A 24,968-nucleotide genomic window follows, 5' to 3' on the forward strand; every position below is an offset into this window, starting at 1 on the left:
CCATGTAATGGCCTCTGGGCCGCAGCCGTTCAGGTCCGACAGCCAGCAGGGGCGGGGACTCCTCCAGAAGCGCGATAGCGCTCCAGACGCTCGCCAGGATCTTCCTGTCCGTTTTGGGCGCCATCCCGCGACCGAGAACCAACCCGTAGAGGGTGGGTGTGATCAGAATAGCGGCGGACAGGGCGAGCAGGAATTGTACCGGCAGGCCCCATGGAACCGACCAGCCTTAGAGGGAGGGCTGGACCAGCCGCGCGGAGCGCCGCGGATCGGCGACCGGCGGGTGCCGAACGGTATTCCGTGGCGGTTCAGGACGGGTTCGCCGTGGTGACCTGCCCCACGTTGGTGGTCCGGGATGAATGTCAGTGCAACGCCGCCCCTTTCGCCAAGCTGGCCGGGACGCGGAGATAACTTACCTTTCAGGACAGAAGTCCATACTGGTCAAGCAGCACCTGCATCTTCTCTGCCGCACCCGAACTGAGGCGCACGAAAATGCGACGGCCGTCGGCAGGATCGCGTTCCTTCATGACCAACTTGGCCTTGATCATCTCATCCAACCGGCGCAGGGCTGTGGTCTGCGGAACGGCGGCGGCAATACACAGGCTGGACACGGTCACCTTCTGGCCGCGCAAATGATGGTCGAATAAGTCCAGTAGCATGTCCCAAGCCGGGTCAGCGAAGAGTTCCTCGCCGAAAAGACGCGCGCGGGCGCGCCGAGCCCTGATGACCGCAGCTAGGTGATCAAGCTGCGTGCGCTTCTGGTCCCGTTGCTCTGCAGACGTGCCTGCCAGACAATGCAGAGCCTCGACCGATGTGATCAGGCGCTGCGCATCTCGTAGTGCCCGGGTAATCAAACCGGCTGCATCGCTCGGTTCCCTCGTTCCCAAGTCGCTATCCAGCCGGAACGCCGCGTGCGCCAGCAGGCTCGTCAGGTTGCTCTGCCGGATTGGCTCACCGACAACATCATACGTGCTGGGCGGGAGCCCGGACAAAGTCACCCTTGGCGCCAGGGCCCCTGTGCCGAGGAACAGAAAATGAAATAAGCGCCCGCTAAACCGGCGCACGACTTCGACCGCCAGCTTGGCGATGGCTGGTTCAACACTGTCCATGTCCAGAACCAAGAGACACGGGCTCGAGCTGGATACCAGCTCTCCCAGCAACTGGTCTCCAGATCGGATGTGGCGGACATCCAGGTCGGCGTCGTGGGCCGCCTGCGTAACCATATCCGCGATACCCGCACGACTGGTTACGAGGATCGGGCCGACGCCCTTGCGACTCTGGTTCGACGATCTTTCGGCTGGATTGCTCGCTGCGGCCGACCACGCCACGTTCGCACCTTTGCTCTCTGAAATAAGGGGGCAGGATGCAGCAGCGCATGCGCGATCGGCAATAGAGTCTACAAAGGAAGAGCGAAAATTTTCTAATGTGAAGATTCTGCGAAAAATATGTGAAGGTCCTGCAAGTGATCTGGCGATCCGCACGAGCTTGAAATGGATGCTTTGCCTTCTTCAAGGCTTGGCATTTCCATCCAAAATGGAGCGACCCATTCATTGCTCCGTCCCGACGCCTTCACCTGTTCTCCTTGAGCAGACTTTGGCCTGCGCCCATTCAGCCGTCGATACGGCGTAGTTCACACCGATATGGTTAAGTCTTTGGGCGGGCTGTCCCAAAAAATGTAACAGATCATCGGCACAAGCCCCTTCACGTGCGGCGCCAGGGTGCCGCGCCGGTTCCACGCCATCCGCGCTGCCGGATGGCGACATCAGCAATGCCTGCTCGGACCAACCCTGCCCAGGGGAAGGGCCGAGAGGGCGTCCGTGTCACGGTTCGGCAAAGGCCGGGCTGGCGATGGCTAGACCAGGGGGTTTTCTTAATGAGGAATTTCACGGTTCGGAACTTGATGATGGCGGCCCTCGCCACCACGGTTCTGGTCGGGTGCGACGCATCCACCGATTTGGCTTCCGCCGGCGATACCGGCCCGAATCCGGGAGTGCCGCTTCCGCCCCCGCCGCCGCCGACCTCGCCGCCGGCTTCCCCGCCGCCCCCGCCGGCTGCCTGCCCGGAATTCGCGACGGAGACAACGGTCGGCAGCGAGACGCACTGCGCCCTGGACGCCGGTGTCATCACCGACAACATCACCCTGACGGCGGATACCACCTGGCAGCTCAACGGCGTGGTGTTCATCGGCGAGGATACCGGCGCCAACGGCAATGGCGGCGACCCGGCCATCCTGACCATCGAGCCCGGCACCACGATCTACGGCCGTGATGCCCAGTCCGCGCTGATCATCAGCCGCGGCTCCCGGATCGAGGCCGAGGGCACTCGGTTCGAGCCGATCGTCATGACCAGCGCCGAGGATCTGGGCTATGCCGACGAGCTTGGCCGCACCGGCCGCGCGGCCTGGAGCGGCCTGATCGCCGAAGACCCGAACACGGGCGAGTGGGGCGGCCTGATCATCAACGGCCGTGCCCCGATCAACAACGGCACGGCCGTTGCCGGCGGCGGGTTCGAGCGCCAGGGCGAGGTGGATTCCGGCCTGTTCGGCGGCAACAACCCGACCGACAACAGCGGTACGCTGCGCTTCGTGCAGGTGCGCTACCCCGGTTATCGCGAGAGCCCGACGGACGAGCTGAACGGCATCGCCTTCCAGGGTGTCGGCTCCGGCACCGTGGTGGAGTATGTGCACGTCCACGGCTCCTCCGACGATGCGTTCGAGTGGTTCGGCGGCACGGTGAACGGCCGCTATCTGGTCGCCACCGCCACGGGCGACGATAGTTTCGACTGGACCGACGGCTGGCAGGGCCGGGTGCAGTTCGGTCTGGTGATCCAGTCCGGCGCCAATCCGGAGGTCAACGACGACAGCCGCGGCATCGAAGGCGACAATCTGGGCGCCAATGCCGATACGCTCCCGCGCTCCCAGCCGAAATTCGCCAACGTGACCATGGTCGGCGCCGCGACGGGCGATACCGGCATGCTGCTGCGCCGCGGCACCGCCGGCGAGTTCTACAACTTCGTCATTGCCGGCTTCCCCGATGCCAGCCTGGACCTGGATACCGCCGAGACCTATGCGCAGTACGCCGCGGGCAACCTGGTTCTGAACTCGGTCCTGCTGGACAACGTCACCCCGTCCAGCGCGCTGGAGACGGATGAGGACGACGCCAACCTGCAGACCCTGTTCCTGGCCGGGGCCGGCAACCGGCTGGGCACCACCTCCCTGCAGCAGGCCCTGGGCGGCGCCTACGTCAACGGTTCGGCCGAGCAGGACATTCCGGCGGCGGATCTGTCCGGCGACAGCTTCTTCGTCCAGGTGCCCTTCGCCGGCGCCGTGAACAGCGCCGATTACGACGATGCCAGCGCCGATCCGGACTATCTCCAGAACTGGACCCAGGGCTTCACCTTCCTGCTCAGCGATCCGGACAATGTGCCGGAGGCGGCCTGCCCGGACGTGGAAGGTGTCACGCCGCGCGCAGCCGCGCCGGCGGATGGCATCTGCACGCTGGCGGCGGGCGTCTATGTTGAAGACATGACGTTCATGACCGGCCTCGAGTACCATGTTGACGGTCAGATCTTCATCGGCAACGATGTCGGCGCCGATGGCGCTGCTGCCGATGCCGCCGCGGTCAATCTGACCATCCAGCCGGGCGTCACCGTCCGCGGCATGACGGGTGAAACCTCCATCGTCATCACCCGCGGCTCCCGCCTGATCGCCAACGGCACCGCCGCCCAGCCGATCACCTTTGCCCCGGCGGGCTTGGACTTCACCGTTCCGGCGAACCTGAACAGCTACGGCAACAATGCCGCCCCGTCTTGGGGTGGTCTGGTGATCAATGGCCGCGCGCCCATCAACAACGGCCAGACAGCGGCGGATGGAAGCCTGGAGCGCACGGGTGAGGGCAGCTCTGGCCTGTTCGGCGGCAGCCTGCCGGACGACAGCAGCGGCGCGATGCGGTATGTGCGCGTCCTCAATGCCGGCTTCCGCCAGAACTCGGGCGATGAGCTGAACGGCATCGCCTTCCAGGGCGTTGGCCGCGGCACCGAGGTCGAGTACCTGCAGATCCACAATGCCCAGGATGACGGCATCGAGTGGTTCGGCGGCACGGTCGATGTCCGCCACCTGGTCATCACCGGGGCCGGCGACGACAGCATGGACTGGACCGACGGCTGGCAAGGCCGGGTGCAGCATGCCGTGGTCGTGCAGAACCCCGACAACAGCGAAACCAATGACGACAGCCGTGGCATCGAAGCCGACAACTTCGGCAGCAATGCTGATGCCGCTCCGCGCTCCAATCCAATCCTGTCCAACGTGACCTTGATCGGCACTTCGACGGGCGATAGCGGCATGGTTCTCCGCCGTGGCACCGCCGGGCACTACTACAACTTCGTTGTCACGGGCTTCCCGGACGCCCAACTCGACGTCGACACGGCGCAGACTTTCCAACAGATCACGGAAGGCAACCTGGTACTCCGCTCGATGCTGCTGGGCAATGCGGTTGGCGCGCCGCTGGAAACCGACAGCGACGATGCCGATGCCACGACCCTGGCCGACGCCTTCAATGCCGCCGGCAGCAACAATGTGATTGCGGCCACCACGCTGGCGGCTCCGGCCAATGGCGGCAAGGCCTTCGTCAATGGCACGGCCGAGGCGGCTGTCACGGCCACCGATGCCAGCGCGGTCGACTCCTTCTTCGAGGCGACCAGCCATATCGGCGCGGTGCCGAGTACCGAGGGCAACTGGACCGCGGGCTGGACGGTCTGGCTGAACCAGCCGTGATCCCAGCCTGACCTGCGGGCGGCGGCGGTTTTCACGGCCGCCGCCGCCTTCTTCACGACCGCGTGCACACCTGTCTGAGGCTGCTTGCCATGACCATGACCCGTACCCTTGTCGGTGCCCTGCTGGCGTCGACCGCGATCATCATGCCGGCCACCGGCTGGGCGCAGCAGAATACCGCTCCGCTGCCGCCCCAGCCGGTGGAGGAGATCGTGGTCACCGGCCGCAACATCCCGAACGAGAAGCGCGCCACCTCCGAGATCGCCAACATCCTGGACGCGGAGTCCTTCCGCACCACCGGCGACAGCAACCTGTCCGAAGCGCTGCAACGCGTGACGGGCATCAGCTCCGATGGCGGGTTCGTCATCGTCCGCGGCCTGAACGAGCGCTACTCCCAGGTGCTGGTCAACGGCGTGAACATGCCCAGCAACCAGCCCCTGCAGCGGGCGGTGCCTCTGGACATCTTCCCCACCGGCCTGATCTCCGGCGTGCTGGTGCAGAAGACCTGGTCGCCCCAGTTCCCCGGCGACTTCGGCGGCGGCCTAGTGGAGCTGCGCACCCTGGCCGTGCCGGAAGAGGAATTCATCGACATCGGCATCTCCGGGACATGGAATTCGGCCACCACCGGTGAGCGGGGCCTGACCTTCCAGAAGGGCGAGGCCGACTGGACCGGGTTCGACATCAGCGGCGATTTCAGCCTTCCCGACAATTTCCCGGAGAACAAGGCCGCCTTCGATGCCCTGACCCCGGCGGAGCGCGAGGTCGTGGCGGAGCGGCTCGGGAACGACTGGTCCATCCTGGACCGTGATGTTCCGCTCAGCGGTTCCGGCAGCCTGACCTATGGCAACCGGTTCGACGTGGGCTCGGAAAGCTCCATCGGCTTCATTGCCGCCATCGACTACGACAATGGCTGGCAGAACAAGAACGGCGTTCGCCGCGGCGTCACCACCGGAACCAATGTCGAGATCGACTATTCGCCGGAAGCCTGCGCCGGCGAGGGCGATCCGGACGGCTGCGGTTATCGCGAGACGGAGCAGACCATAGATCTGAACGGCCTGGCCTCGCTGGGCTTCGAGTTCGATGCCAGCAACGTCGTGCGCGCCACCACCTTCCTGCTGCGCAAGACCACCAAGCAGGCGCTGATCGAGCAGGGCGACGACATCGAGGGCTCCATCGTCCAGGCGAGCTCGAAGGAATGGCTGGAAGAGCAGACCTGGTCGAACCAGCTCACCGGTGAGCACGACATCGATCTGGGCGGCCCGTCCCCGGTGGTGCTGGAATGGCGCGGCGCCTATTCGGAATCCTTGCGCGAGCTGAAGGACCGCCGCGAGTTCGAGTATTTCTGGGATGAGCAGGACCGCGTCTGGCGCTTCAGCAACATCTCCAACGCCAATAACGACATTTATTTCGGCGATCTGGACGATATCACCTATGAGGCCGGCGCCGACCTGCTGATCCCGACCGAGATTTCCTCCCTGCTGGTGGATTTCCGCATCGGCGCCGCCTATTACCGGCAGGAGCGCGACAGCGCCACCCGGCAGTTCGGCTTCCTCGGCCCGTTCAACAATGACGAACTGCGCGAGCAGGTGCCGGAGGTGATCTTCGGGCCGATCAATGTGGACCCGAACGGATTCCGGCTGACGGAAAAGACCTCCCCCTCCGACGCCTTTACGGCGGAGATTGAGAACTACCAGTACTATGCGCAGTTCGATGCCCAGGTCCTGCCGACCCTGCGGCTGGCCGGCGGCGTGCGCTACGAGGATTTCGAGCAGACGGCCACCACCTTCGCCCGCTCCGTCATCCCCTGCACCGATATCCGGGTCCGCGGCACCAACCCGCCCCGCTGCGCGGCGGGCGGCAGCACGGCCTATCTGCCGGATGAGCAGATCGACGCCCTGGTGGCGGACGATGTCTGGCTTCCGGCGGCAACCGCAACCTGGGAGTTCATGCCGGATCACCAGCTCCGCGTCGGCTTCAGCCAGACCCTGAACCGGCCCAGCCTGCGCGAGCTCTCCACCTCGCCCTTCCGCGATCCGGACACGAATGAGCCGGTGTCGGGCAATCCGCTGCTGCGGGCTGCTGAGCTGAACAATTACGATGCCCGCTGGGAATGGTACTTCAGTCAGCAGGAATTCCTGACGGTCGGCGTCTTTTACAAGGATATCAAGAACCCGATCGAGATCGTCTTCAACCAGGTCGGGTCCGAGTTCGAGCGCCAGTTCATCAACGGCGACAAGGCCGAGGTGTACGGTGTCGAGGCGGAGATCGAAATCGGTCTGCCGGTTGCCGACTGGTGGTCGGCGCTCGGCACCCGGGAGTTCTTTGTCCGGGCCAATGCCACCTACGCCAACTCGGAAGCCTCCGTGCCGGAGGGCGTGTCCCAGCTGACCGAGCCGACCCATGATCTCCAGGGTCAGTCGGACTTCCTGGGCAATATCCAGCTCGGCTGGCGCGACGAGGTGGAGGGAGAACGCTTCGCGCTGCTGCTCAACTACACGGGCGAGCGGATTGAATCCCTGGGCTTCGCAGGTCAGGAGAATACGCTGGAGGAGCCGCCGCTGCTGCTCGATGCCGTCTATGCCCGGGAGTTCGAGATGCTGGGCGGCCGGTACGAGGTCACGCTCGAGGCGCGCAACCTGCTGAACGAGAGCTACAAGCTCACCAAGGGGCCGATCACCACCTTGGAATACGATCTGGGCGTGACGGTCCAGGCCGGGATCAGCATCAGCTACTAAGGTCCATGACGCATCCGGTGCAGTTTGTCCTGTGCAAGATGCGTCGAAAAAAACGGGCTGAATTTGCGGAGCTTCACATTTCTGTAGCGGTAACTCTTTAGTCTCCCGCTCCGCACCATGAAGAAACACGGCGCCAGCCACTCCCGGCCGGCGCCGTTCCCGTTGCCATTATTGGTCATGCCCTTCACAACGTCCCATCCTGCGGTCTCCATGTTTGCGGCCGTGCTTGGCCGCATCCATGCGAAACACGCCGTGGCAGCGGTGGAGCTGGCGCTGGCCGTGATCCTGGCGGAGCGTTGCGCCGCGCTGGCCGTGGATCTCATGACGCCGCCGGCGGCGATGCCCGGACAAGCGACGGGTCCGACTGCAATGGCCGCTCTGCCGGCTATGGTCGCCGCCGATCTTTCCTTCGATCCCTTCCATCGTAGCGGTTCCAGCCAGACGAAGCTGGCGGAATCGGCAGCGCCCGAAACGCTGCTGGACCTCGACCTGTTCGGCGTCCGCCTTGCGGCGGAGGAGGCGAAGCACAGCGCCATCATCCGGACCCCCGACCTGCGCCAGGATGCCTATGCCGTGGGGCAGGAGGTGGTGCCGGGCGTGACGCTTGCCGCCGTGCACCGGGACCGCGTGACCCTTCTGCGGGGCGGTGCGCGCGAAAGCTTGTATCTTGACGGTGCGCCGCGGCCGGAAGCCGGCGCAATGTCCGGGACGGCTGCCGCCGCATCGCCGGCCCCTGGTCTCGCTACGGCCTCGGTGCCCCGGCCGCGCACGTCCAACGCCGATGCCAATGCTGGTGCTGCTGTGCGGCGCGTTCCCGCCGCCGCGGTGCGGACGCTTGCCGCTGATTTCGCCAGCCTGGCCCGCCCCCGGATCGGGGAGCGGGGGATGAACGGGCTTGCCATCGTGCCCACGGCCGATCCCGGCCGGCTGGCGCCGCTGGGGCTGAAGCCGGAGGATGTGGTGATGCAGGTGGATCGCATCCGCCTGACCAGCACCCAGAACCTTGAAGGGGCGCTGGAGCGCCTGGCCGAAGGCCGCCGCCTGCGCCTGCAGGTGGAACGGGGCGGCCGCACGGAAATCGTCGATCTCGAGCTTGAAGGCGTTCCATGAGCATCCGCCGCAGCATGGCGTCCGGTCTTGCACGGCCGGCGGTTCTTCTCTGGTGCCTGACCGCCGCGGTTTCAGGCGCGTGTCTGCCGCCGGCCGCTGCCCAGGCGCAGCAGCAGGGTCAAGTGCTGAATTACCGGGAGGCCGATCTGCGCGCCTTTGTCAGCGACATCTCGCTGGCCACCGGGCGCATGTTCATCGTCGATCCCCGCGTATCGGGAAAGGTTACCGTCATCTCCAATGCGCCGGTGGGCACGGAGGAGCTAATGGATGTTTTCCAGGCCACATTGCGGGTCCATGGCTTCGCCGCCGTGCCGACCGCCGCCGGGGCCCTGAAGATCGTTCCGCTGGCGGAAGCAGCGGCGGAACCCGGCGCTGTTGCGCCGCAAGGCCTTGGCGGCGAGGGCATGGTCACGCAGGTCTTCCGCCTGGACAATGTGGACGGCACCACGGCGGCGGAGATGGTGAAGCCCATCGTCCAGGCCACCGGCCGCGTGATCGGCAACCGGGGCAGCCGCTATTTGATCGTGGTGGACCAGGCCGCCAACATCGCCCGGGTGCGGCAGGTGATGGCGGAGATCGACCGCGACACCTCGGCGGTGGAAACGGTGGCCCTGCGCAACACGGCTGCCCGCGACATGGTCCGCATGGTGGACCAGCTCAATAAGACCCAGGGGGATCAGGCGGGTTCCGGCATCGCCGCGGTGGCGGTTGAATCCAACAACACCGTGATCCTGCGCGGACCCGGTCCCGCCGTGGCCCGCACGGCCACCCTGCTGCGGGAGCTGGACGCGCAACGCCCGCAGCAGAGCGACGTCCGCGTGATCCGGCTGAAGCACGCCAATGCGGAGGAGCTGGTGCCCCTGCTGCGGGAGGTCAGCGCCTCCATCGCCGCCGCGCCGGGGGCGGAGGGCGCTGTGGCTGCCGCCAGCCCCGGCGGCACCAGCATCGGCTTCCACGCCGCCACCAACGCCATCGTCATCAATGCCGCGCCGGAAATGCAGCGCGCCCTGGCCGCGGTGGTGGGGGAGCTTGATGTTCGCCGGCCCCAGGTGCTGGTGGAGGCCATCATCGTGGAGGTGTCGGATCAGGCCGCGCGCGAGCTGGGACTGCAATATGTGCTGTCCGGCACCGGCAAGAACGGGGTTCCCTTCTCCGCCACCAACTTCTCCAACTCGGCCCCCAACGTGCTGGCGGCCGTCGGCGCGATCGCGGTGCCGGACAAGGAATCGACGGAGGATATCTCCGACCTGCTGCGCGAAGCGGCGGTGGAAAGCCTGCTGGGCGTCAACGGCTTCATCGGCGGCATCGCGGGCGAGAAGGACGGCACCATCTTCGGCGTCATCGTGAATGCGCTCCGCCGCGATACCGATAGCAACGTGCTCTCCACCCCCTCCATCCTGACCCTGGACAATGAGGAAGCCTCCATCATCGTCGGCCAGGAAATCCCGGTCACGACCGGCGAGGTGGTGGGGTCCGACTTCCAGAACCCGTTCCGTACCGTGGAGCGGCAGAATGTCGGCATCGAACTCGAGGTGAAGCCCCAGATCCATGAGGGCGAAACCATCAAGCTGTTCATCCGGCAGGAGGCGTCCAGCATCCTCGGCCCGGTCAGCTCCAGTTCCAGCGAACTCGTCCTCAACAAGCGGGAGCTCAGCACCACGGTGGTGGTGGATGACGGGGAGGTCGTGGTTCTGGGCGGGCTGATCCAGGAGGATGAGCAGCTACAGATCGACAAGGTGCCGTTCCTGGGCGACATCCCGGCCCTGGGGCGGCTGTTCTCCAGCGAGGGCAAGTCGAAGACCAAGACCAATCTGATGGTCTTCCTGCGCCCCACCATCGTGCGGAACGCCCAGGATGTGCAGGCGGTGACCAGCCGCAAATATGACCTGATGCGCGAAGGCCAGATCGAGCGCAGCCCCGACGGGTTGTCGAGCCTGGACCGTTTCACCAGCGAGGTGCTGGGCGCGTCGCCGGCGACGCTTCCGGCGGCCTCCGCCCTGCCGCCTTCCAGGCCGTAAGGGCGGGGCCATGCGCGCGGACCCGATCCTCAGCTACGCCTTCGCCCGCGACCGGGGCGTCATCCTGCTGGATGGGCAGGACGGGGCCGGCCGCGCCCTGGTGGGGCTGGCCGACCGTGCCGACCCGCTGGCGCTGGTGGAGGTGCGGCGGGCGCTTGGCCGGCCCTTCGCGGTGGAGCGGCTGAGTGCGGCGGAGTTCGACCGGCGGCTGTCGGAAAGCTATGCCGTGGATGGGCTGGCCTCCGCCGAGCTGGCGCAGGATATCGGCGCCGATGGCAGCCTGGACGCGCTGGTGGGCGAGCTGCCGCCCACGGCCGATCTGCTGGACACCGACGATGACGCGCCGATCATCCAGCTCATCAACGGCGTGATCGCGGAGGCGGTGAAGTCCCGCTCCAGCGACGTGCATCTGGAACCCTATGAAACCCGGCTGGCGGTGCGGCTGCGCGTCGATGGCGTGCTGCGGGAAATCCTGGAACTGCCGGCACGGCTGGCGCCGCTGGTCATCTCCCGCGTCAAGGTCATGGCCCGGCTGGACATTGCGGAACGGCGCATTCCCCAGGACGGGCGGGTGAGCCTGGCCATCGGCGGGCGCAGCATCGATGTCCGCGTCTCCACCCTGCCGTCCCGGCATGGGGAGCGAGTGGTGCTACGCCTGCTGGACAAGGAACAGGCCAAGCTGGATGTCGCCGATCTCGGCATGCCGCCGGCGGTGCTTGCCGCCTATCGGCGGGCCTTGGCGGCCCCGAACGGCATCATCCTGGTGACTGGTCCCACCGGCTCGGGCAAGACCACCACCCTTTATGCCGGCCTTGCGACCCTGAATGACGGGGAGCGGAACATCCTCACCATCGAGGACCCGGTGGAATACGCGCTCCAAGGGGTGGGGCAGACCCAGGTGAATCCCAAGGTGGGCATGACCTTCGCCGCCGGGCTGCGCGCCATTCTGCGCCAGGACCCGGACGTGGTCATGGTGGGCGAAATCCGCGATGTGGAAACGGCGCAGATCGCCGTGCAGGCCAGCCTGACCGGCCATCTGGTGCTGTCCACCGTTCACACCAGTTCCGCCGTGGGGGCGGTCACCCGGCTGCGCGACATGGGGGTGGAGCCATTCCTTCTGGCGTCCTCCCTGAAAGCCATCCTGGCCCAAAGGCTGGTCCGCCGGCTGTGCCCCGCCTGCAAGCAGGCCCATCCGGCCGATCCGGCGGAGATGGCGCTGCTGCGCCAAGCGGGCGAGCCGCCAATGCTCCACCGGCCCGCCGGCTGCTCCGAGTGCAAGGGCACCGGCTATCGGGGCCGCATCGGGCTTTATGAGCTGGCGGTAGTGGATGGGGAGCTGCGCCGCCTGATCCATGACGATGCGGCGGAGGCCGATTTGGCCGCCGCCGCCTTCGGCGAGGGCGATACCCTGCTGGCCGCCGGCCTTGCCCGCGTGCTGGCCGGCGACACGGCGCTGGAAGAGGTGCTGCGCGTGGTCCGCCGGGAGGATGAGGTCCATGGCGGCGTTTGATTATGAGGCGCTGGACAGCGCCGGCAAGCGGCTGCGCGGCACCGTCACCGCCGACAGCCCACGGCTGGCCCGGCGGGAACTGCGCCGGCAGAACCTGCTGCCGGTGGCCCTGCGCCCCATGGTGGACCGCAAGGCCGCCGGACTTAAGACTGCGGGACTGGGCCGGCTGGCCGGGCTGTTCACGCCCCGCCTGGCCGGGCGGGAACTGAGCCTGGTCACGCGCCAGCTCGCCACCCTGGTCAGCGCCGCCGCCCCCGTGGAGGAGGCGGTGCAGACCGTGGGCATGCAGGCCGAGAAACCGGCCATCAAACGCATCCTGATGTCCGTGCGCGCCGGGGTGACGGAGGGGCAGAGCCTGTCCCGCGCCCTGGCCCAGCATCCGCGCAGCTTCCCGCCGCTCTACCGCGCCATGGTGGCGGCCGGGGAGGAGTCGGGCGGGCTGGGGCCGGTGCTGGAGCGGCTGGCGGACCATCTGGAAAAATCGCAGAAGGTCCGGGCGAAGGCCATGACGGCCTTGGTCTATCCGGCCGTGCTGGCGCTGACCGCCGTGGGCGTCGTGGTCGCTTTGATGCTGTTCGTCGTGCCCAAGGTGGTGGAGCAGTTCGAGAGCATGGGGCGGGAGCTGCCCGCCCTGACCCGGCTGATGATCACCCTGTCCGATGCGGTGCGCGACTGGGGGCTGGCCGGGCTTCTTCTGTTCCTGCTGGCCCTGCTGGCCGGGGCCAGGGCGCTGCGCCGCTCGGCCGTGCGGCAACGGGCCGATGGCGCGCTGCTGCGGCTGCCCCTGGTGGGCAAGCTGCTGCGCGGGCTGGAAACGGCGCGGCTGACCCGCACGCTGGGCGCGCTGATCGCCAGCGGCAGCCCGGTGGTGGATGCGCTCGGCGCCGCCCGCGCCACCGTGGCGAACAGCGTGCTGCGCGAGGCCGTGGACGGGATCGCGGTGCAGGTGCGGGAGGGAGCCAGCCTGTCCGGCGCCCTACGCCGGGCCGACCGCTTCCCGCCCGTGGTCACCTACATGGCGGCGATGGGGGAGCGCAGCGGCACGCTGGGGCCGATGCTGGAGAAATGCGCCGACCATCTGGAAGCGGAATTCGACACCGCCGTCTCCCTGGCGCTCAGCCTGCTGGAGCCGGCGATCATCGTGGCGATGGGGGGCGTGGTGGCGACCATCATCCTCTCCATCCTGCTGCCCATCATTCAGTTCAATACCATGGGGTTGGCATGATCAGGACAAGAATGGAGGCGCGCAAGGCCGCACGCCGGGGCGAGCAGGGATTCACCCTGCTGGAGCTGATGGTGGTGATCGTCATCATCGGCCTGCTGGCCACCGTGGTGATGCTGAATGTTCTGCCCAGCCAGGACCGCGCCATGCAGGAAAAGGCCACCGCCGATGTACGTTTGCTGGAACAGGCGGTGGAGATGTACCGGATGGACCTGATGTCCTACCCGTCGGTGGAGCAGGGGTTGGAGGCGCTGGTCAGCGCCCCCGCCGGCCTGTCCCGGCCGGAGCGCTACCGCCAGGACGGCTATATCCGCCGCCTGCCGGAGGACCCCTGGGGCAACTCCTACCAATATGCCTATCCGGGGGAGCGGTCGGCCTTTGACATCTATTCCCTGGGCGCGGATGGCCGTCCGGGCGGGGAAGGGCTGGATGCCGATATCGGCAACTGGAAATAACCGCCGGGCCGGCAGCCAGGGCGGTTTCACCCTGATCGAGCTGCTGGTGGTGATGGCGGTGATCGGGCTGCTATCCGGCGTGGTAGTGATGACCTGGCCGCCGGCGGACCCGCCGGCCCTGGCGGACGCCCGCCGTTTCGCCGCGGATGCGCGCCAGGCAGCGGAGGCCAGCATCGTCACCGGCCGGCCCTACGGGTTGGCCCTGGACGGGCGCGGCTGGACCGTTCTGCGCGCCGATGCCGCCGGTTGGACGCCGCTGCCCGATGTCGCACCGGGCCTCTGGTCCGACGGCGTGCAGGCGCGCCCCACCCTGTCCGGAGCGAAGCAGGCGGCGGGGGATTCCGCCCCGGCCATCCCGGCCCTGCGCTTCGATCCGGTCGGGCTCGCCACCCCCTTCGCCCTGCGGGTGGAGGGGGACGGCGCGTCCGCGCTGGTGGAGGTGGACGCCGCCGGCCGGGTTGCCCTGCGGGCGGGGGAGGAGGGCTGAGATGCGGCGCGGGGAGGTGGGATTTACCCTGACGGAAGTGCTGGTGGCGCTGGTGGTGTTTTCCATCGGCGCTGTCGCACTGCTGAATGTGCATGGGGAGAATATCCGCGCCGCCGCCCATGTGGAGGAGCGGCTGCTGGCCGGCATCGTGGCGGAGAATATGCTGGTGGAGACCATGACCGGCCCGTCCCGCCCGCCCGGTACTGCCAGCGGAGCCGTGGAGCTGGCCGGCCGGGACTGGGACTGGACCCGGATCATCGCCGTCACCCCCGATCCGGACATGCTGCGCGTGGATATCTCCGTGCGCGCCGCGGGACGGGAGCAGGTCCTGGCCGTGCTGACCGGGTTCCGGGGGCTGTGATGGCGGCGCGCAAGGCACAGCCATCGCCGCAGGCCGGGTTCACCCTGGTCGAGATGATGGTGGCCCTGCTTGTCTTCGCCCTGATCGCGGTGGCTGGCAGTGCCATGACCCGCTTCGTGCTGAGCGGGCGGAGCGATCTGGCGGATCGGCAGGCGCGCGCTGCGGAGTTGCAGACCGCCCGCGCTATCCTGCGCGCCGATCTGCTGAACGCCGTGGCGCGCCCGGCGCGCGACTCCCGGGGTGTTGGCGGGCGGGGCTTTACCGGCGGCGCCGGCGCCCTGACCGGTGGGGCGGAGGGGGAGGTACTGCTCTTCCTGCGCGCGGGCTGGGAGAATCCCGGCGCCTTGGAGGATCGCGGGCCCCTGCTGCATGTGGCTTATGTGCTGAACCAGGGACGGCTGCTGCGCCGCGCCACCTTGCGCCCCGACCCGACGCCGCAGACGCCGGTTGCGGAAACGGTCCTGATAGAGGGCGTTCAGGGCATCGCCCTGGAGTTCCTGGCCGGCAGCCGCTGGCTGGATGGCTGGGGCGGGCCTGCCGCGGCCGGGCAGGCGGCGCGGCTGCCCGATGCCGTGGCGCTTGACCTCGATCTTGCCGGGCTGGGCCACATCCGCCAGCTTTTCCTGACCGGGGAGGCGGCGCGATGACGCGGCGGAAGGAATCCGGTGCCGTGCTGCTGACCGTGCTGCTGATGGTGGCGGTGATGGCGGCCGTGGCCGTGGCGATGATGGAGGAAATCCGCCTGTCGGTGAAGCGCACCGCCAATGCGGAGATCAGCGCGCAGGCCCAATGGTATGCGCTGGGGGCGGAGACCTTCGCGGCCAAGCTGGTGGCGCGGGCGGAAAAGCTGGGGGCTGGGGAGCAGGTCCGCGCCCGGCTGGGCCAGCCGATGGTTCTGCCGGTGGATGGCGGACGCATGGTGGCCACCATCCGCGATGCCACGAACTGCTTCAACCTCAACAGCCTGGCCCAGCCGGCGGGGGCAGATGAAAGCCAGGGACGCGCCCGCGCCCAGGAGCAGTTCCGCAACCTGCTGCGCGCCTTAGGCCTGTTCGACGGGGACCAGGACCGGCTGGCCGGCGCCCTGACCGATTGGGTCGATGAGGACAGCCGGCCGGAAAGCCCGGGGGCTGAGGACCAGCATTATACCCGCCTGGACCCGCCCTTCCGCACCGCCAACGCCCTGCTGACCGGGGTGGGGGAGTTGCGGGCGGTGGCTGGATTCGAGCTGGAAACCTACCGCCTGCTGCGCCCCTTCGTCTGCGCCCGCCCGGATATGGAGCAGACGGTTCTGAATCTGAACAGCCTGACTCCCGAGGATGTGCCGCTTCTGATCATGCTGGCGGGCAAGGAGCTGCCGCTGGATGCCGCCCGGCAGGCCATCGCCGCGCGCCCTGGCGGCGGCTTCGCGGATGCGGAGGCCTTCTGGGCTCAGACCGTGCTTGCGGGCCGCAATCCGGGCGAAGCGGCGATGCGCCAGACCGGCGTGGAAGCGCGCTATTACGAATTGCAGGTCACGGTGGCGCTGGACGGTCGGGAAACAGGCCTGACCTCCCTCCTGGCTGTAGGCCGGGGGCGGCAGCCCGCCGTGGTGGCGCGGCGGTTCGGCGTGCCGGAATGAGAAGGGTCGAGGTGGGATCGTGAAACGGATATTGGTGCTCGACCTCTCGGCCGGTGCGGAACGGCCGGTGCCCTGGGCCTGCGGCCTTCCCGGCGGCGATGCCGTGACGGACGGCGTTCTGCCGGCCGCTGCGGCCCTGCCCTCGCTGGAGCTTGCCGAGGTGGGGCAGGTGGTGGCGCTGGCACCGGGGACGGAGGTGCTGCTGCGCGATGTCCGGCTGCCGCCCAAGGGGAACGCCCTGGCGGCCTTGCCCTTCGCATTGGAGGATGAGCTGGCGGTGGACCTCGACCGGCTGCATTTCGCCCTCGGCGCGCCACGGGCGGATGGCAGCCGCGAGGCGGCGGCGGTGGACCAGGCCTTGATGGAGCGCTGGCGCGCCCTGCTGGCCCCGCGGCGGGCCATCCCATCCTGCTGACCCCCGACAGCGCGCTGCCCGAACCGCAGGAGGGCGCTGCCCTTCTGCTGGACCGGGGAGGCTATGTGCTGGTCTGCACGCCGGCCGCCCGCTTCGCCGCGGAGCGGGAGCTGCTGCCCCTGCTGCTGCCGGGCGTGCTGGCGGGGGTGGAGCATGTGACGCTTTATGGGGATGAGATGCCGCTGCCGGCGGGTCTGGCCGTGGATCGGCTGCCAGCCCTCGACGGGCCGGCCTTCTGCCGCTTGGCCTTGGGCCGCATGCAGGGCCGCAACCGGCCGCTGGATCTGTTCCAGGGCCGGTTCCGCCAGCGGCGGGTGGACGGGTCGTCGCTGCTTCTGTGGCGGCGGGCGGCGGCCATGGCGGCTGTGGCGGCAGGGTTGCATCTCGGCATCACCGCCATTTCCGCCTGGCGGCTGGAAAGCGAGGCCGCGGCCCTGGAACAGCAGGCGGAAACGGTGTTCCGCCAGGCTTTCCCTGACACCAGCCGCATCGTCAATCTGCGGGCCCAGGCGCGGGCGCGGCTGGTGGAACAGCAGAGCGGCGGGGACGCCTATCTGCGCCTGTCGCAGCTCTTATTCTCCGGCTTGCAGGACCTGCCGGGCGTGGCGGTGAAGAGCCTGCGGTTCGAACCGGGCCGGGCCGGGCTGGCGGTCGAGGTGAGCTATCTCTCCTACGTGGAGATGGAGCGGCTGCGCGCCGCCATCGGGCAGGCCGGCGGCGAGCTGACCGAAGGCGGGGCGCGGCAGGAGGGCGACCGGACCCTGGCCACCATCACCCTCACGCTTGCTGAAGGAGCCCGGATATGAACGCCTGGTGGGAGGGGCGTACCCCGCGGGAGCGGATTCTGCTTCTGGCCTTGCTGACGGCCGGGATCGTGCTGGCGGCGGTGCAGCTTGTCTGGCTGCCGCTGGACCGGGCGCAGGACCAGGCCGTGCGGGCGCGCGATGCAGCGCGGCTGATCCTGGCGGATGTGCAGGCGGCCGCAAGCCGGGCCGGTCAGCAGGCGCAGGCCAGTGTTCCGGCAACGGATGATCCGCGAGGCACGGTGATCCGCACGGCGCGGGAGGCCAACCTTACCCTGACGCGGCTGGAGCCGGGCCAGGACGGCTTGTCGGTCTGGATGGATGAGGTGAAGGCGGACGAGCTGCACCGCTGGCTCGGCAGGTTGCAGGCGGATCATGGGCTGGAGGTACGGCGCGCCTCCGTCCGCGCCAACGACGACAATGCCACCGTGCGGGCGCAGATCCTGTTCGGTGCGGGGAACGGGTGATGAGGTTGCGCACGCTAGTTCTGGTATTCCTGCTGGCCCTGGCCGGCTTCGTCATCGCCCGGCTGCCATTGGCGGCGGCGCTGAACCTTGCCGCCCCGCCGGGCATCCGCGTCGCGGAGGTGCAGGGCACGATATGGCAGGGCAGCCTGCGCGGCGTCACGTTCCAAGGCCGCCCGCTCGGCGATATCCGGCTGGCCTTCGCCGGCACGGGATGGCGCTGGCGGTTGGACGGGCGGGAGCTGGCGGCCGATGGCCGGCTGATGCCCGGTCTGGGGCAGGCTCATATCAGCGATCTGCGTCTCAGCGGCGCGATCGGCGCTCTGCTTCCGGCAGTGCCGGTTCCGGGCGTGGTGGAGATCGAGCGGGCAAGTCTGGACCTGTCGCAGGCGGGCTGCGTAGAAGGAGAAGGGCAGGCCATGTTGCGGCTGGAGCTACCGCTGGCGGGGCGGAATGCGCCGGACCTGTCCGGCCCATTGTCCTGCCGCGACGGCGCGCTGCATCTTGCCCTTGCAGGGCAGGCGGCCGATGGGCCAATTTCCGCCACCCTTGAGCTGGAGCCCGATGCGCTGAACCGGCCGCGTATCCGGGTGGAACAGGCGGGGCCGGAGCTGAAAAGAGTTCTCCAGGCAGCGGGATTCAGGGCGGAGGGCAGCGCCTTGACCTTCAGCTCGGCGGAAACAGGAGATTCGGGATCATGAAGATGGAGCGCCGGCAAGGCACGCTTGCGGCACTGATGCTTGCAGCCACGCTGCTCCAGGCCTGTGCCGCCCAGCTGCAGCCGGCCAGGGAAGCCGCCGCTGCCGGAAGCCCTGCGCCGATCAACCCGGACACGCGCCTTGGCGAGCTGCCGCCGCAACGATTGGCGGCGGGGCAGTGCGGCCTGTTCCTCTGGGGCAGGACGGTGCCTGCCCGGCTGGTGCTGTTCGGGGCCGGCCGCGATGGCGGCGCACGGATCGCCATGGATGGGCGCATCGTCGATCTGCTCCGCGCATCGGCGGAGGGCGACCCCGTCTTTGGCCAGTTTCCCCGTCAAACCTTCAAGGGCGAGGGGGCGGAGATCGGCCTGACCCTGGAATTCGAGCGCCGGCCCGATCTGGTGGGCGGTGCGTTGGTGCCGCGCGGGGTGCTGGACCTGCGCGATGCGGATGGCTGGTCGCATGTCATGCCCGTGGCCGGGCTGATCGGTTGCGAGCCGGGCTGACGCGCCGGTTCACAGCCCCGCCGGGCCATGGATCGCGACCAGCCAGAACCCCAGTGCCAGGAAGGGGCCGAAGGGAATCGCCATCCCCGCCTGTAGCCGGCCTCCCTTGAGACCCTGCCAGATCAGCGCTGCCAGAAGGCCCGCCACGCTTGCATAGAGCAGGACGCCGGGTAATCCCGCCGGCCCCACCCAGGCGCCTGCTGCGGCCAGAAGCTTGGCATCGCCAAGGCCGATGGCATCGATGCCGCGCATCCGCCGCCACAGCAGCGCAAGACCCCAGACCAGCAGATATCCCGCAGCCGCGGCAATGCCGTGCAGCGCCAGCGCTGGCCATGCCTGTCCATCGGGCGCCGTGGCCGCCGTCAGCAACAGGCCGAGCGGGATCAGCGGCAGGCTGAGCGCGTCCGGGATCAGCATGGTTTCCAGATCCGCCTCCGCAATCGCCACCAGCACGGCCGCCAGAATAACGGCCGGCAGCGCCTGGGCGGACGGCAGAACCAGTAGCGCATGCGCCGACAGCGCCAGCACCGCCGCGACGGGGAGGAGCTTGCGCCACCCTTGCGGCCCCGCTTCCGCGCACCCTGCCAGATGCCGGCCGACAGGACCGGCCGCCATGCCCAGCAGCACGGCAAGGATCATGGCGATGGCCGGCAGCACCGACGGGGAAAGCAGGGGCATTGTCGCAGTCCGGCGAGGTGACGGAGAGGGAATACTCCGGGGGATTGCACCTGTCACCTTATTCGCGGTCCACGCGGCTCGCCCAGTCGACACCCGGAATAGGTCACCCGCTGTCCCTTGGATTATTGTTAAGCTTTGAGGATCGTGCGCATTGTTAGAACAAAAAGGTGGAAGCGGGCGGCATGACCGGCCCGCTCCGAAAGTGGGGGAGGTGCGCCATGAAAAAACCGCAGCTCGCGACGGGATCGCGCCTCGCTCTATGCGGTGCCGGCATCACGCTGATCCTGGCGGTAGGCTGTTCTGCCGGATGGCAGGAACGCCTGCTGTCGCCCGACACTTATCGGCTCCAACTGGCCTGGGTGGCGGATCAGCTGGCTGCGCCTGTTCCAGAGATGCCCAAGATCCTGATCAGCCGCGCTGCCCTTTACGAGCATACCAACACACAGATGATCCACGCCTCGCTGGACCGACGCTCAACCATCCAGGCTGCCTACGTGCCAGGATTGATCATCCTTGATCAGGCCGGCTTTGATGAAGGAAGCAGCTGGGATATGGGATTTTTGATCCATGAACTGGTACATCATGTCCAACACATGTCCGGCCGGATCTATCCCTGCCCTGCAGCACGGGAGCGGGAAGCGTACCAGTTGCAGAATGAGTGGTTGGTCATGATGGGGCATGCGCCCGCCTTCTCAGACGGTTTCATATCGCAGAATAGCCGCTGTCGGAATATCCGAGAGGCCGCTGCATCAGGTCACTGAACGGGAACTCTTTTGATCCCAGAGGATGGCAGGAGTCAGTTGCGAGATTACCGACTCCTGCCTGGCCATGATCGTCACCGGAGAAAACGATCAAGAGCGAGAACAGCTTAACCCAAGCGGATCGGGAGAAGTAAGCCTTAGCGGTCCATTCTGGACTAAATTAAGATTTTCAGCTTGCCAGATACGGGTTTGGGCGGGATTCAAAGACAGGCGTCCAATAGGTACTGCCCAACCTCCTGCTTCTCGCGCACAGATCGGAAACAGACACCGGCTGGATGTTCTACTCGCTTGTAGTGGGATAGAGGCTAAATCCTCATCCCTACCTTGGGCTGGAATCAGTAATGTGAGGAGAAAATATCTGCCGTCCCCATTCCGCTGGCGGGCGTGCCTCCACCTTGATCTCCAGCAGCGCCGTCAACTTGCCGGTCGTCGGTCGCAAAGTGGGCTGGTGCGTTCTCTCTCGGACCGCGAAGGCCGCACCGGTCACCGCGGTCCAGGTCCGGAAAGTTTGAACCCGATGGCAGTGATGGTCCGTATTGGAGAGATAAGCGGGATGGCGGAGGAGGTTCGCAACTTGGTCGTGGAGAGACAGGAATCGCTGCGCCTGGCCTGTTGATGTGAAGCACTTCATCATCCGTTTCCGTCGTCGGGGAGGCTGGTGGCTGTTCTTGGCCCTTTTTCAGCCCTTTTCGCTGTCGGTGTTCGACACAGGGCATCACGGCCAGCTTCGCCGTGGCGTAGCTGGCCAGCTTGTTCGAGACCATCACTCGCGGCGCCCAGCCCTGCCTCTTCAGCAACTTGCGCAACGCCCGCTTGGCGGCAGTATTTCGACGCCTCTGGACGAGGACGTCGAGCACTAAGCCGTCCTGGTCCACGGCGCGCCAGAGACAGTGCTTCCTGCCTGCGATACTAATGACGGCCTTGTCGAGGTTCCACGTGTCGCCGCGGGCCAGACGCCGTTGTCGGATGCGATTGGCGATCTGCTGGCCAAACTTGAGTGCCCATGCGCGGGATCGTCTCATGGCTGATAACGATCCCGCGCAGCGCCAGCATTTCCTCGACCATGCGCAGGCTCAGCAGAGCGCGAGAATATAAGTATACCGCGCAGCTGATCACCTCACCAGGAAAGCGGTAGCCGGCGTACATCAGATCGGAACGGGTCGTCATGCCGCTCCTAACGCCCGGACCGGGCGCTCGGAACAACGTCCGCAGTCAACATGACGGTGCTAGCCAAGGTCCTGGCCAGCCTGAAGAGGGGCGACACGCTGGTGCTGGCCCGCATCGACCGGCTGGCGCGCTCGCTGTTTCACTTGGCGGAGGTGATCGACGGGCTGGAGCAGCGCGGCGTCACCTTCAAGTCATTGGGCGACCCGATCGACACCACCAGCCCGCAAGGGCGCTTTGCCCTGCAGGTCCTGGGTGCGGCAGCCGAACTGGAACGGGCCTTGATCCGGGAGCGCTCCATCGCCGGGCTCAGAGCGGCCGTGGCCAGGGGAAAGGCGCCCGGCAATCCGGGACTGCGCCGGCGCGACCCTGCGGCTCTGGAGAAGGTGCGGCAGGGGAGGGCGGTGGCCCGGGACGACCTCGTCATCGCCCACGCGCAGGAGTTCCTGCCAATGGTGGAGGCGCTTCGGCCGGCCGCGGCCTGGGATCAGGTGGTGCGCGCCTTGAATGCTTCGGGCCAAATCCGGCCGTGGGATCGCAAGCCATGGACGCCCAACAGCCTGATCCGGGCTGTGCGCCGGCTGGCGGCGGCGGGTCTGGTCCCCCAGGACGTGCTCGCTGCGGCGCCCAAGCGTGTTGACAGTGACGACCTGGTGCTCATGGTGGCCGGCTTGGCGCGCCTGGAACCCGGCCTCACGTTGGACGGCATTGCGCGCCGGCTCCAGAGCATGGGGCAGCGCACGCCGCGCGGCGGATTGCGCTGGAGCCGCTCGTCGGTCAAGAACCTGCTGGACCGCGCCAAGGAGCAGGGGCTGGTGCGGGAGGCGGAGCCTGCGTGAGGGCTGGTCAGCCGCCTTTGCGATGGAGCGGTGACGGCCTTGTCACGGAGGTCATCCGTTCGGCCGGACCCAGCACAGGCCTTTTCCGGCGCGGTTCTCTACAGGTACTGCCCCGTTTTCATGGCAGGCGGGCTGCAGGCCAGGTTCTGCCAAGCGGTCCGCGTGAGGTGCTTGTCGGCGCTGGCCGAAGATTGAGGCTGGTCCGGGCCATAGCTGAGGGCGTCGGGACGGCAAGGGCGCCTGGCGAAGCGCTTAAGGCTGCTGAATAGCCGGCGCCTACGAGGTCCCGGCTGTTGGAGACCAGTTTTTCGGTTCTGAACAAGGCCTGCTGGTTTCGTCCGGCATGACCATATCGGCCCAGGCATCCGACGTTCCCTGAAAGCACAGATACAGCTCGCCAAGCGCCATTAGCTTCTCAGGGTCGTCCGCCAGTACCTCGACCGCAAGCCAGCGAGTCCAGTCTGGCCTGATGCTCCATGCTGGATCGCCCACATAGGCGAGGGGAAGCCGGTAGTGAAAAGCAGGCCGCGCCCCGATCTTTTCATAGGGCAGGCGCGATCTCACTTGGGCCTCGTCGAGGTGGAGAAGAAGCGGCAGGAAATCAAGGCCGCGGTCGCGGGTCGGGTTGGCGGTGAGATAGTCACGTATGAAGCGATCCATGTCCGGCCAGTAATCCGGTGCGATCACCTGGCGGACATAGGCGTGCGGAAAGCGCTGGGGGCGATGAGGCGCCCAAACCTGCTTGGCTGGCTGTGTTTCACGGCGCAGCCACGCTTCCAGCAAGAGATAGGCCTTCAACACGGCGGTGAGATAGCCGGCCTCCAGGCAAGGGGCCTCGATATTGAGATGCATGCCAAGCGAAGCAAAGGCTGTCGCTCCTGCTCCACGAGCACCCGCGCGGCGGAGGGCAGCACAAGCGAGATCGACATCCGTTAGCCTATCCACCGGGCGTGGTGCGGTGATCAGTTCGCACGGAACCAAGCGATGGAGCATCCATCCTGCTACAGCAGCTAGCTGTTCCCCTAGTTGGGGCAGGCGCACGGCCGGGTGCCGTTTGGGGTGCAGATGCCGGACATCAAGTTCAACAGCAAGATCGCCAAGCGCAGTGCCACGCGCGACATAGGCCTGGGCGTCCTCCCTCTCGACAGTTCCGCCCCAAGCAGTGGTCAAGGCATAAGCCGCAGCCCTGGCGCCCAGGCTGGTAAATTCAACCTCAACGCCGACACGCCGGGTGGCGCGAATATTGTCTGCCCTATCCAGCGGGGCCAGGATTGCCGTCTTGAGCGGCGGAGAAGCTTCGAAAACCGGACTCTGCACATCGGAGGAAGGCATCCGAGACATCTCCCAAAACCAAAGCGCATGCCGCGTGCGCATCAGGTGGAAGAGTCCGACATCACAGTCAGGTTCTGACTGCCAGAGGGGCCCGGACCCCATGTCACACATCTGGTTGCTGGGCGTGACGGCTTCAAGCCGGGCTGAACAGACGATCATGTGCTGTGAAGTTCCGGCCATGTACATAGGATCGGCGACAATCAAACCGTGGCTGAGGCAGGCGCCGGGAGAACGCGCCAGTGGTGTACTGGCCGGAAATTTTTGGGTCGGTGTCGGGAAGGTCGCCAGCCGTTCGTCCTTGGGTAACAATGCATCGAGAGATGAGGATCATCGAGAACCACTCACGCGACGACACGCTCGTCAGCACGAGGGCTGCATCCCCGGGCATGCTGATGAACACTGACTGAACCGTTGAATTGCTACGGTCTGGATTCTTTGAAGCGGCGCAAGCAACCCCAAGAAGCAAGGAGATTGGGAATGAAGAAGCTCGTGACCTGCCTGTGGTTCGACCACGGCGACGCGCGCAAGGCGGCAGAGTTCTATGCCGCCACCTTTCCAGACAGCCATGTCGGCCGGGTGAACGCGGCCGCGGCCGATTATCCCGGCGGTGAGGAAGGCAACGAGCTGACGGTCGAGTTCACCGTCCTTGGCCAGTCGTTCCTGGGCCTGAATGGCGGCCCAAACTTCAAAGCGAATGAATCTGTCAGCTTCATGGTGCTGACCGAAGATCAGGAAGAGACCGACCGTTACTGGAACGCAATTGTCGGCAACGGCGGCACCGAGAGCGATTGCGGCTGGTGCAAGGACCGGTGGGGCTTTTCCTGGCAGATCACGCCGAAGCGTCTGATGGACCTGATGGCCAGTTCCGACCGCACCAAGGCCAAACGCGCGATGGAGGCGATGATGACCATGAAGAAGATCGATATCGCCGTGCTTGAAGCTGCGGTGACCGGATCGGCATAGCCTGACGACCATGTGGCCCTGACCCCGGGTTTGGTCCGGGGTCTATGGGAGGTATGAAACT

22 protein-coding genes and 2 pseudogenes are annotated in these 24,968 nt (G+C 67.0%); 20 read left to right on the top strand and 4 right to left on the bottom strand.

Features of this window, described 5'->3' with window-relative positions:
- Window positions 1-241 precede the first annotated feature (241 nt).
- Window positions 242-325, top strand: a pseudogene (locus DOL89_RS26120) (IS5/IS1182 family transposase); the annotation flags it as partial.
- Window positions 326-416: 91 nt separating this feature from the next.
- Here DOL89_RS26120 and DOL89_RS22815 read toward each other — a convergent pair.
- Window positions 417-1,106: a winged helix DNA-binding protein gene (locus DOL89_RS22815; RefSeq protein WP_162937829.1), complete on the bottom strand. Its 690-nt coding sequence runs from the start codon at window positions 1,104-1,106 to the stop codon at window positions 417-419.
- Between the two features lie 791 nt (window positions 1,107-1,897).
- Between DOL89_RS22815 and DOL89_RS22820 the strand changes: the two genes are divergently transcribed.
- From DOL89_RS22820 to DOL89_RS22895, 16 genes are all read left to right on the top strand, one after another.
- Window positions 1,898-4,768 (top strand): hypothetical protein, encoded by a 2,871-nt coding sequence (locus DOL89_RS22820; RefSeq protein ID WP_119681658.1) that lies wholly within the window; start codon window positions 1,898-1,900, stop codon window positions 4,766-4,768.
- An 89-nt stretch (window positions 4,769-4,857) separates the two neighbouring features.
- The gene (locus DOL89_RS22825; RefSeq protein ID WP_119681659.1) at window positions 4,858-7,500 is read left to right on the top strand and encodes a TonB-dependent receptor domain-containing protein; all 2,643 of its coding nucleotides are present in this window, start codon (window positions 4,858-4,860) and stop codon (window positions 7,498-7,500) included.
- 210 nt (window positions 7,501-7,710) lie between these two features.
- Window positions 7,711-8,610: a type II secretion system protein N gene (locus tag DOL89_RS22830; RefSeq protein ID WP_162937831.1), complete on the top strand. Its 900-nt coding sequence runs from the start codon at window positions 7,711-7,713 to the stop codon at window positions 8,608-8,610.
- A complete protein-coding gene (gene gspD, locus DOL89_RS22835) occupies window positions 8,607-10,628 on the top strand; it encodes a type II secretion system secretin GspD (RefSeq protein WP_119681661.1) in 2,022 nt (673 codons plus the stop codon). The genes DOL89_RS22830 and gspD overlap by 4 nt, the downstream gene beginning before the upstream one ends.
- Window positions 10,629-10,638: 10 nt before the next feature.
- Entirely contained in the window at window positions 10,639-12,138 is a 1,500-nt protein-coding gene (gene gspE / locus DOL89_RS22840) for a type II secretion system ATPase GspE (RefSeq protein WP_119681662.1), read from the top strand.
- Window positions 12,125-13,363, top strand: a complete 1,239-nt coding sequence (gene gspF, locus DOL89_RS22845) for a type II secretion system inner membrane protein GspF (protein ID WP_205574736.1) — start codon at window positions 12,125-12,127, stop codon at window positions 13,361-13,363. The genes gspE and gspF overlap by 14 nt, the downstream gene beginning before the upstream one ends.
- The gene (gene gspG / locus DOL89_RS22850) at window positions 13,360-13,815 is read left to right on the top strand and encodes a type II secretion system major pseudopilin GspG (RefSeq protein ID WP_119681664.1); all 456 of its coding nucleotides are present in this window, start codon (window positions 13,360-13,362) and stop codon (window positions 13,813-13,815) included. Before gspF ends, gspG begins: the two co-directional genes overlap by 4 nt.
- Window positions 13,790-14,302 (top strand): type II secretion system minor pseudopilin GspH, encoded by a 513-nt coding sequence (gene gspH, locus DOL89_RS22855; RefSeq protein ID WP_162937832.1) that lies wholly within the window; start codon window positions 13,790-13,792, stop codon window positions 14,300-14,302. The genes gspG and gspH overlap by 26 nt, the downstream gene beginning before the upstream one ends.
- Before the next feature lies 1 nt (window position 14,303).
- Window positions 14,304-14,663, top strand: a complete 360-nt coding sequence (gspI, locus tag DOL89_RS22860) for a type II secretion system minor pseudopilin GspI (RefSeq protein ID WP_119681665.1) — start codon at window positions 14,304-14,306, stop codon at window positions 14,661-14,663.
- A complete protein-coding gene (gspJ, locus tag DOL89_RS22865; protein ID WP_119681666.1) occupies window positions 14,663-15,310 on the top strand; it encodes a type II secretion system minor pseudopilin GspJ in 648 nt (215 codons plus the stop codon). The genes gspI and gspJ overlap by 1 nt, the downstream gene beginning before the upstream one ends.
- A complete protein-coding gene (gspK, locus tag DOL89_RS22870; protein ID WP_119681667.1) occupies window positions 15,307-16,284 on the top strand; it encodes a type II secretion system minor pseudopilin GspK in 978 nt (325 codons plus the stop codon). Before gspJ ends, gspK begins: the two co-directional genes overlap by 4 nt.
- A gap of 19 nt (window positions 16,285-16,303) precedes the next feature.
- A complete protein-coding gene (gene gspL, locus DOL89_RS25905) occupies window positions 16,304-16,699 on the top strand; it encodes a type II secretion system protein GspL (RefSeq protein WP_162937833.1) in 396 nt (131 codons plus the stop codon).
- 14 nt (window positions 16,700-16,713) lie between these two features.
- Window positions 16,714-17,505 carry a type II secretion system protein GspL gene (gene gspL / locus DOL89_RS25730; RefSeq protein ID WP_263973610.1) on the top strand — a complete coding sequence of 264 codons (792 nt, stop codon included), beginning with the start codon at window positions 16,714-16,716 and terminating at the stop codon, window positions 17,503-17,505.
- Window positions 17,502-17,969, top strand: a complete 468-nt coding sequence (gene gspM / locus DOL89_RS22885) for a type II secretion system protein GspM (protein ID WP_119681670.1) — start codon at window positions 17,502-17,504, stop codon at window positions 17,967-17,969. Before gspL (DOL89_RS25730) ends, gspM begins: the two co-directional genes overlap by 4 nt.
- Window positions 17,969-18,667, top strand: a complete 699-nt coding sequence (gene gspN, locus DOL89_RS22890) for a type II secretion system protein N (RefSeq protein ID WP_119681671.1) — start codon at window positions 17,969-17,971, stop codon at window positions 18,665-18,667. Before gspM ends, gspN begins: the two co-directional genes overlap by 1 nt.
- Complete coding sequence (locus DOL89_RS22895; RefSeq protein WP_119681672.1) at window positions 18,664-19,170, top strand: hypothetical protein; 507 nt, start codon at window positions 18,664-18,666, stop codon at window positions 19,168-19,170. Before gspN ends, DOL89_RS22895 begins: the two co-directional genes overlap by 4 nt.
- A 9-nt stretch (window positions 19,171-19,179) precedes the next feature.
- Here the strand turns inward: DOL89_RS22895 and DOL89_RS22900 are convergent, their stop codons facing one another.
- A complete protein-coding gene (locus tag DOL89_RS22900; protein ID WP_119681673.1) occupies window positions 19,180-19,848 on the bottom strand; it encodes a prepilin peptidase in 669 nt (222 codons plus the stop codon).
- Between the two features lie 218 nt (window positions 19,849-20,066).
- Here DOL89_RS22900 and DOL89_RS22905 point away from each other — a divergent pair, with 218 nt between their 5' ends.
- Window positions 20,067-20,609 (top strand): DUF6647 family protein, encoded by a 543-nt coding sequence (locus DOL89_RS22905; protein ID WP_162937834.1) that lies wholly within the window; start codon window positions 20,067-20,069, stop codon window positions 20,607-20,609.
- A 475-nt stretch (window positions 20,610-21,084) separates the two neighbouring features.
- Here the strand turns inward: DOL89_RS22905 and DOL89_RS22910 are convergent.
- A pseudogene (locus tag DOL89_RS22910) lies at window positions 21,085-21,776 on the bottom strand (IS6 family transposase); the annotation flags it as partial.
- A gap of 50 nt (window positions 21,777-21,826) precedes the next feature.
- Here DOL89_RS22910 and DOL89_RS22915 point away from each other — a divergent pair.
- Window positions 21,827-22,612, top strand: a complete 786-nt coding sequence (locus DOL89_RS22915; protein ID WP_119681675.1) for a recombinase family protein — start codon at window positions 21,827-21,829, stop codon at window positions 22,610-22,612.
- 276 nt (window positions 22,613-22,888) lie between these two features.
- Here DOL89_RS22915 and DOL89_RS22920 read toward each other — a convergent pair whose 3' ends face one another.
- Window positions 22,889-23,944, bottom strand: a complete 1,056-nt coding sequence (locus DOL89_RS22920; RefSeq protein WP_162937835.1) for an amidoligase family protein — start codon at window positions 23,942-23,944, stop codon at window positions 22,889-22,891.
- A gap of 477 nt (window positions 23,945-24,421) precedes the next feature.
- On the opposite strand from DOL89_RS22920, the gene DOL89_RS22925 reads away from it, so the two are divergent.
- On the top strand, window positions 24,422-24,907 hold the full coding sequence (locus DOL89_RS22925; RefSeq protein ID WP_119681677.1) for a VOC family protein: 486 nt from the start codon (window positions 24,422-24,424) through the stop codon (window positions 24,905-24,907).
- Window positions 24,908-24,968 lie beyond the last annotated feature (61 nt).

Origin of the sequence: Indioceanicola profundi, from assembly GCF_003568845.1 — a bacterium.
Classification (GTDB): Bacteria; Pseudomonadota; Alphaproteobacteria; order Azospirillales; family Azospirillaceae; genus Indioceanicola; species Indioceanicola profundi.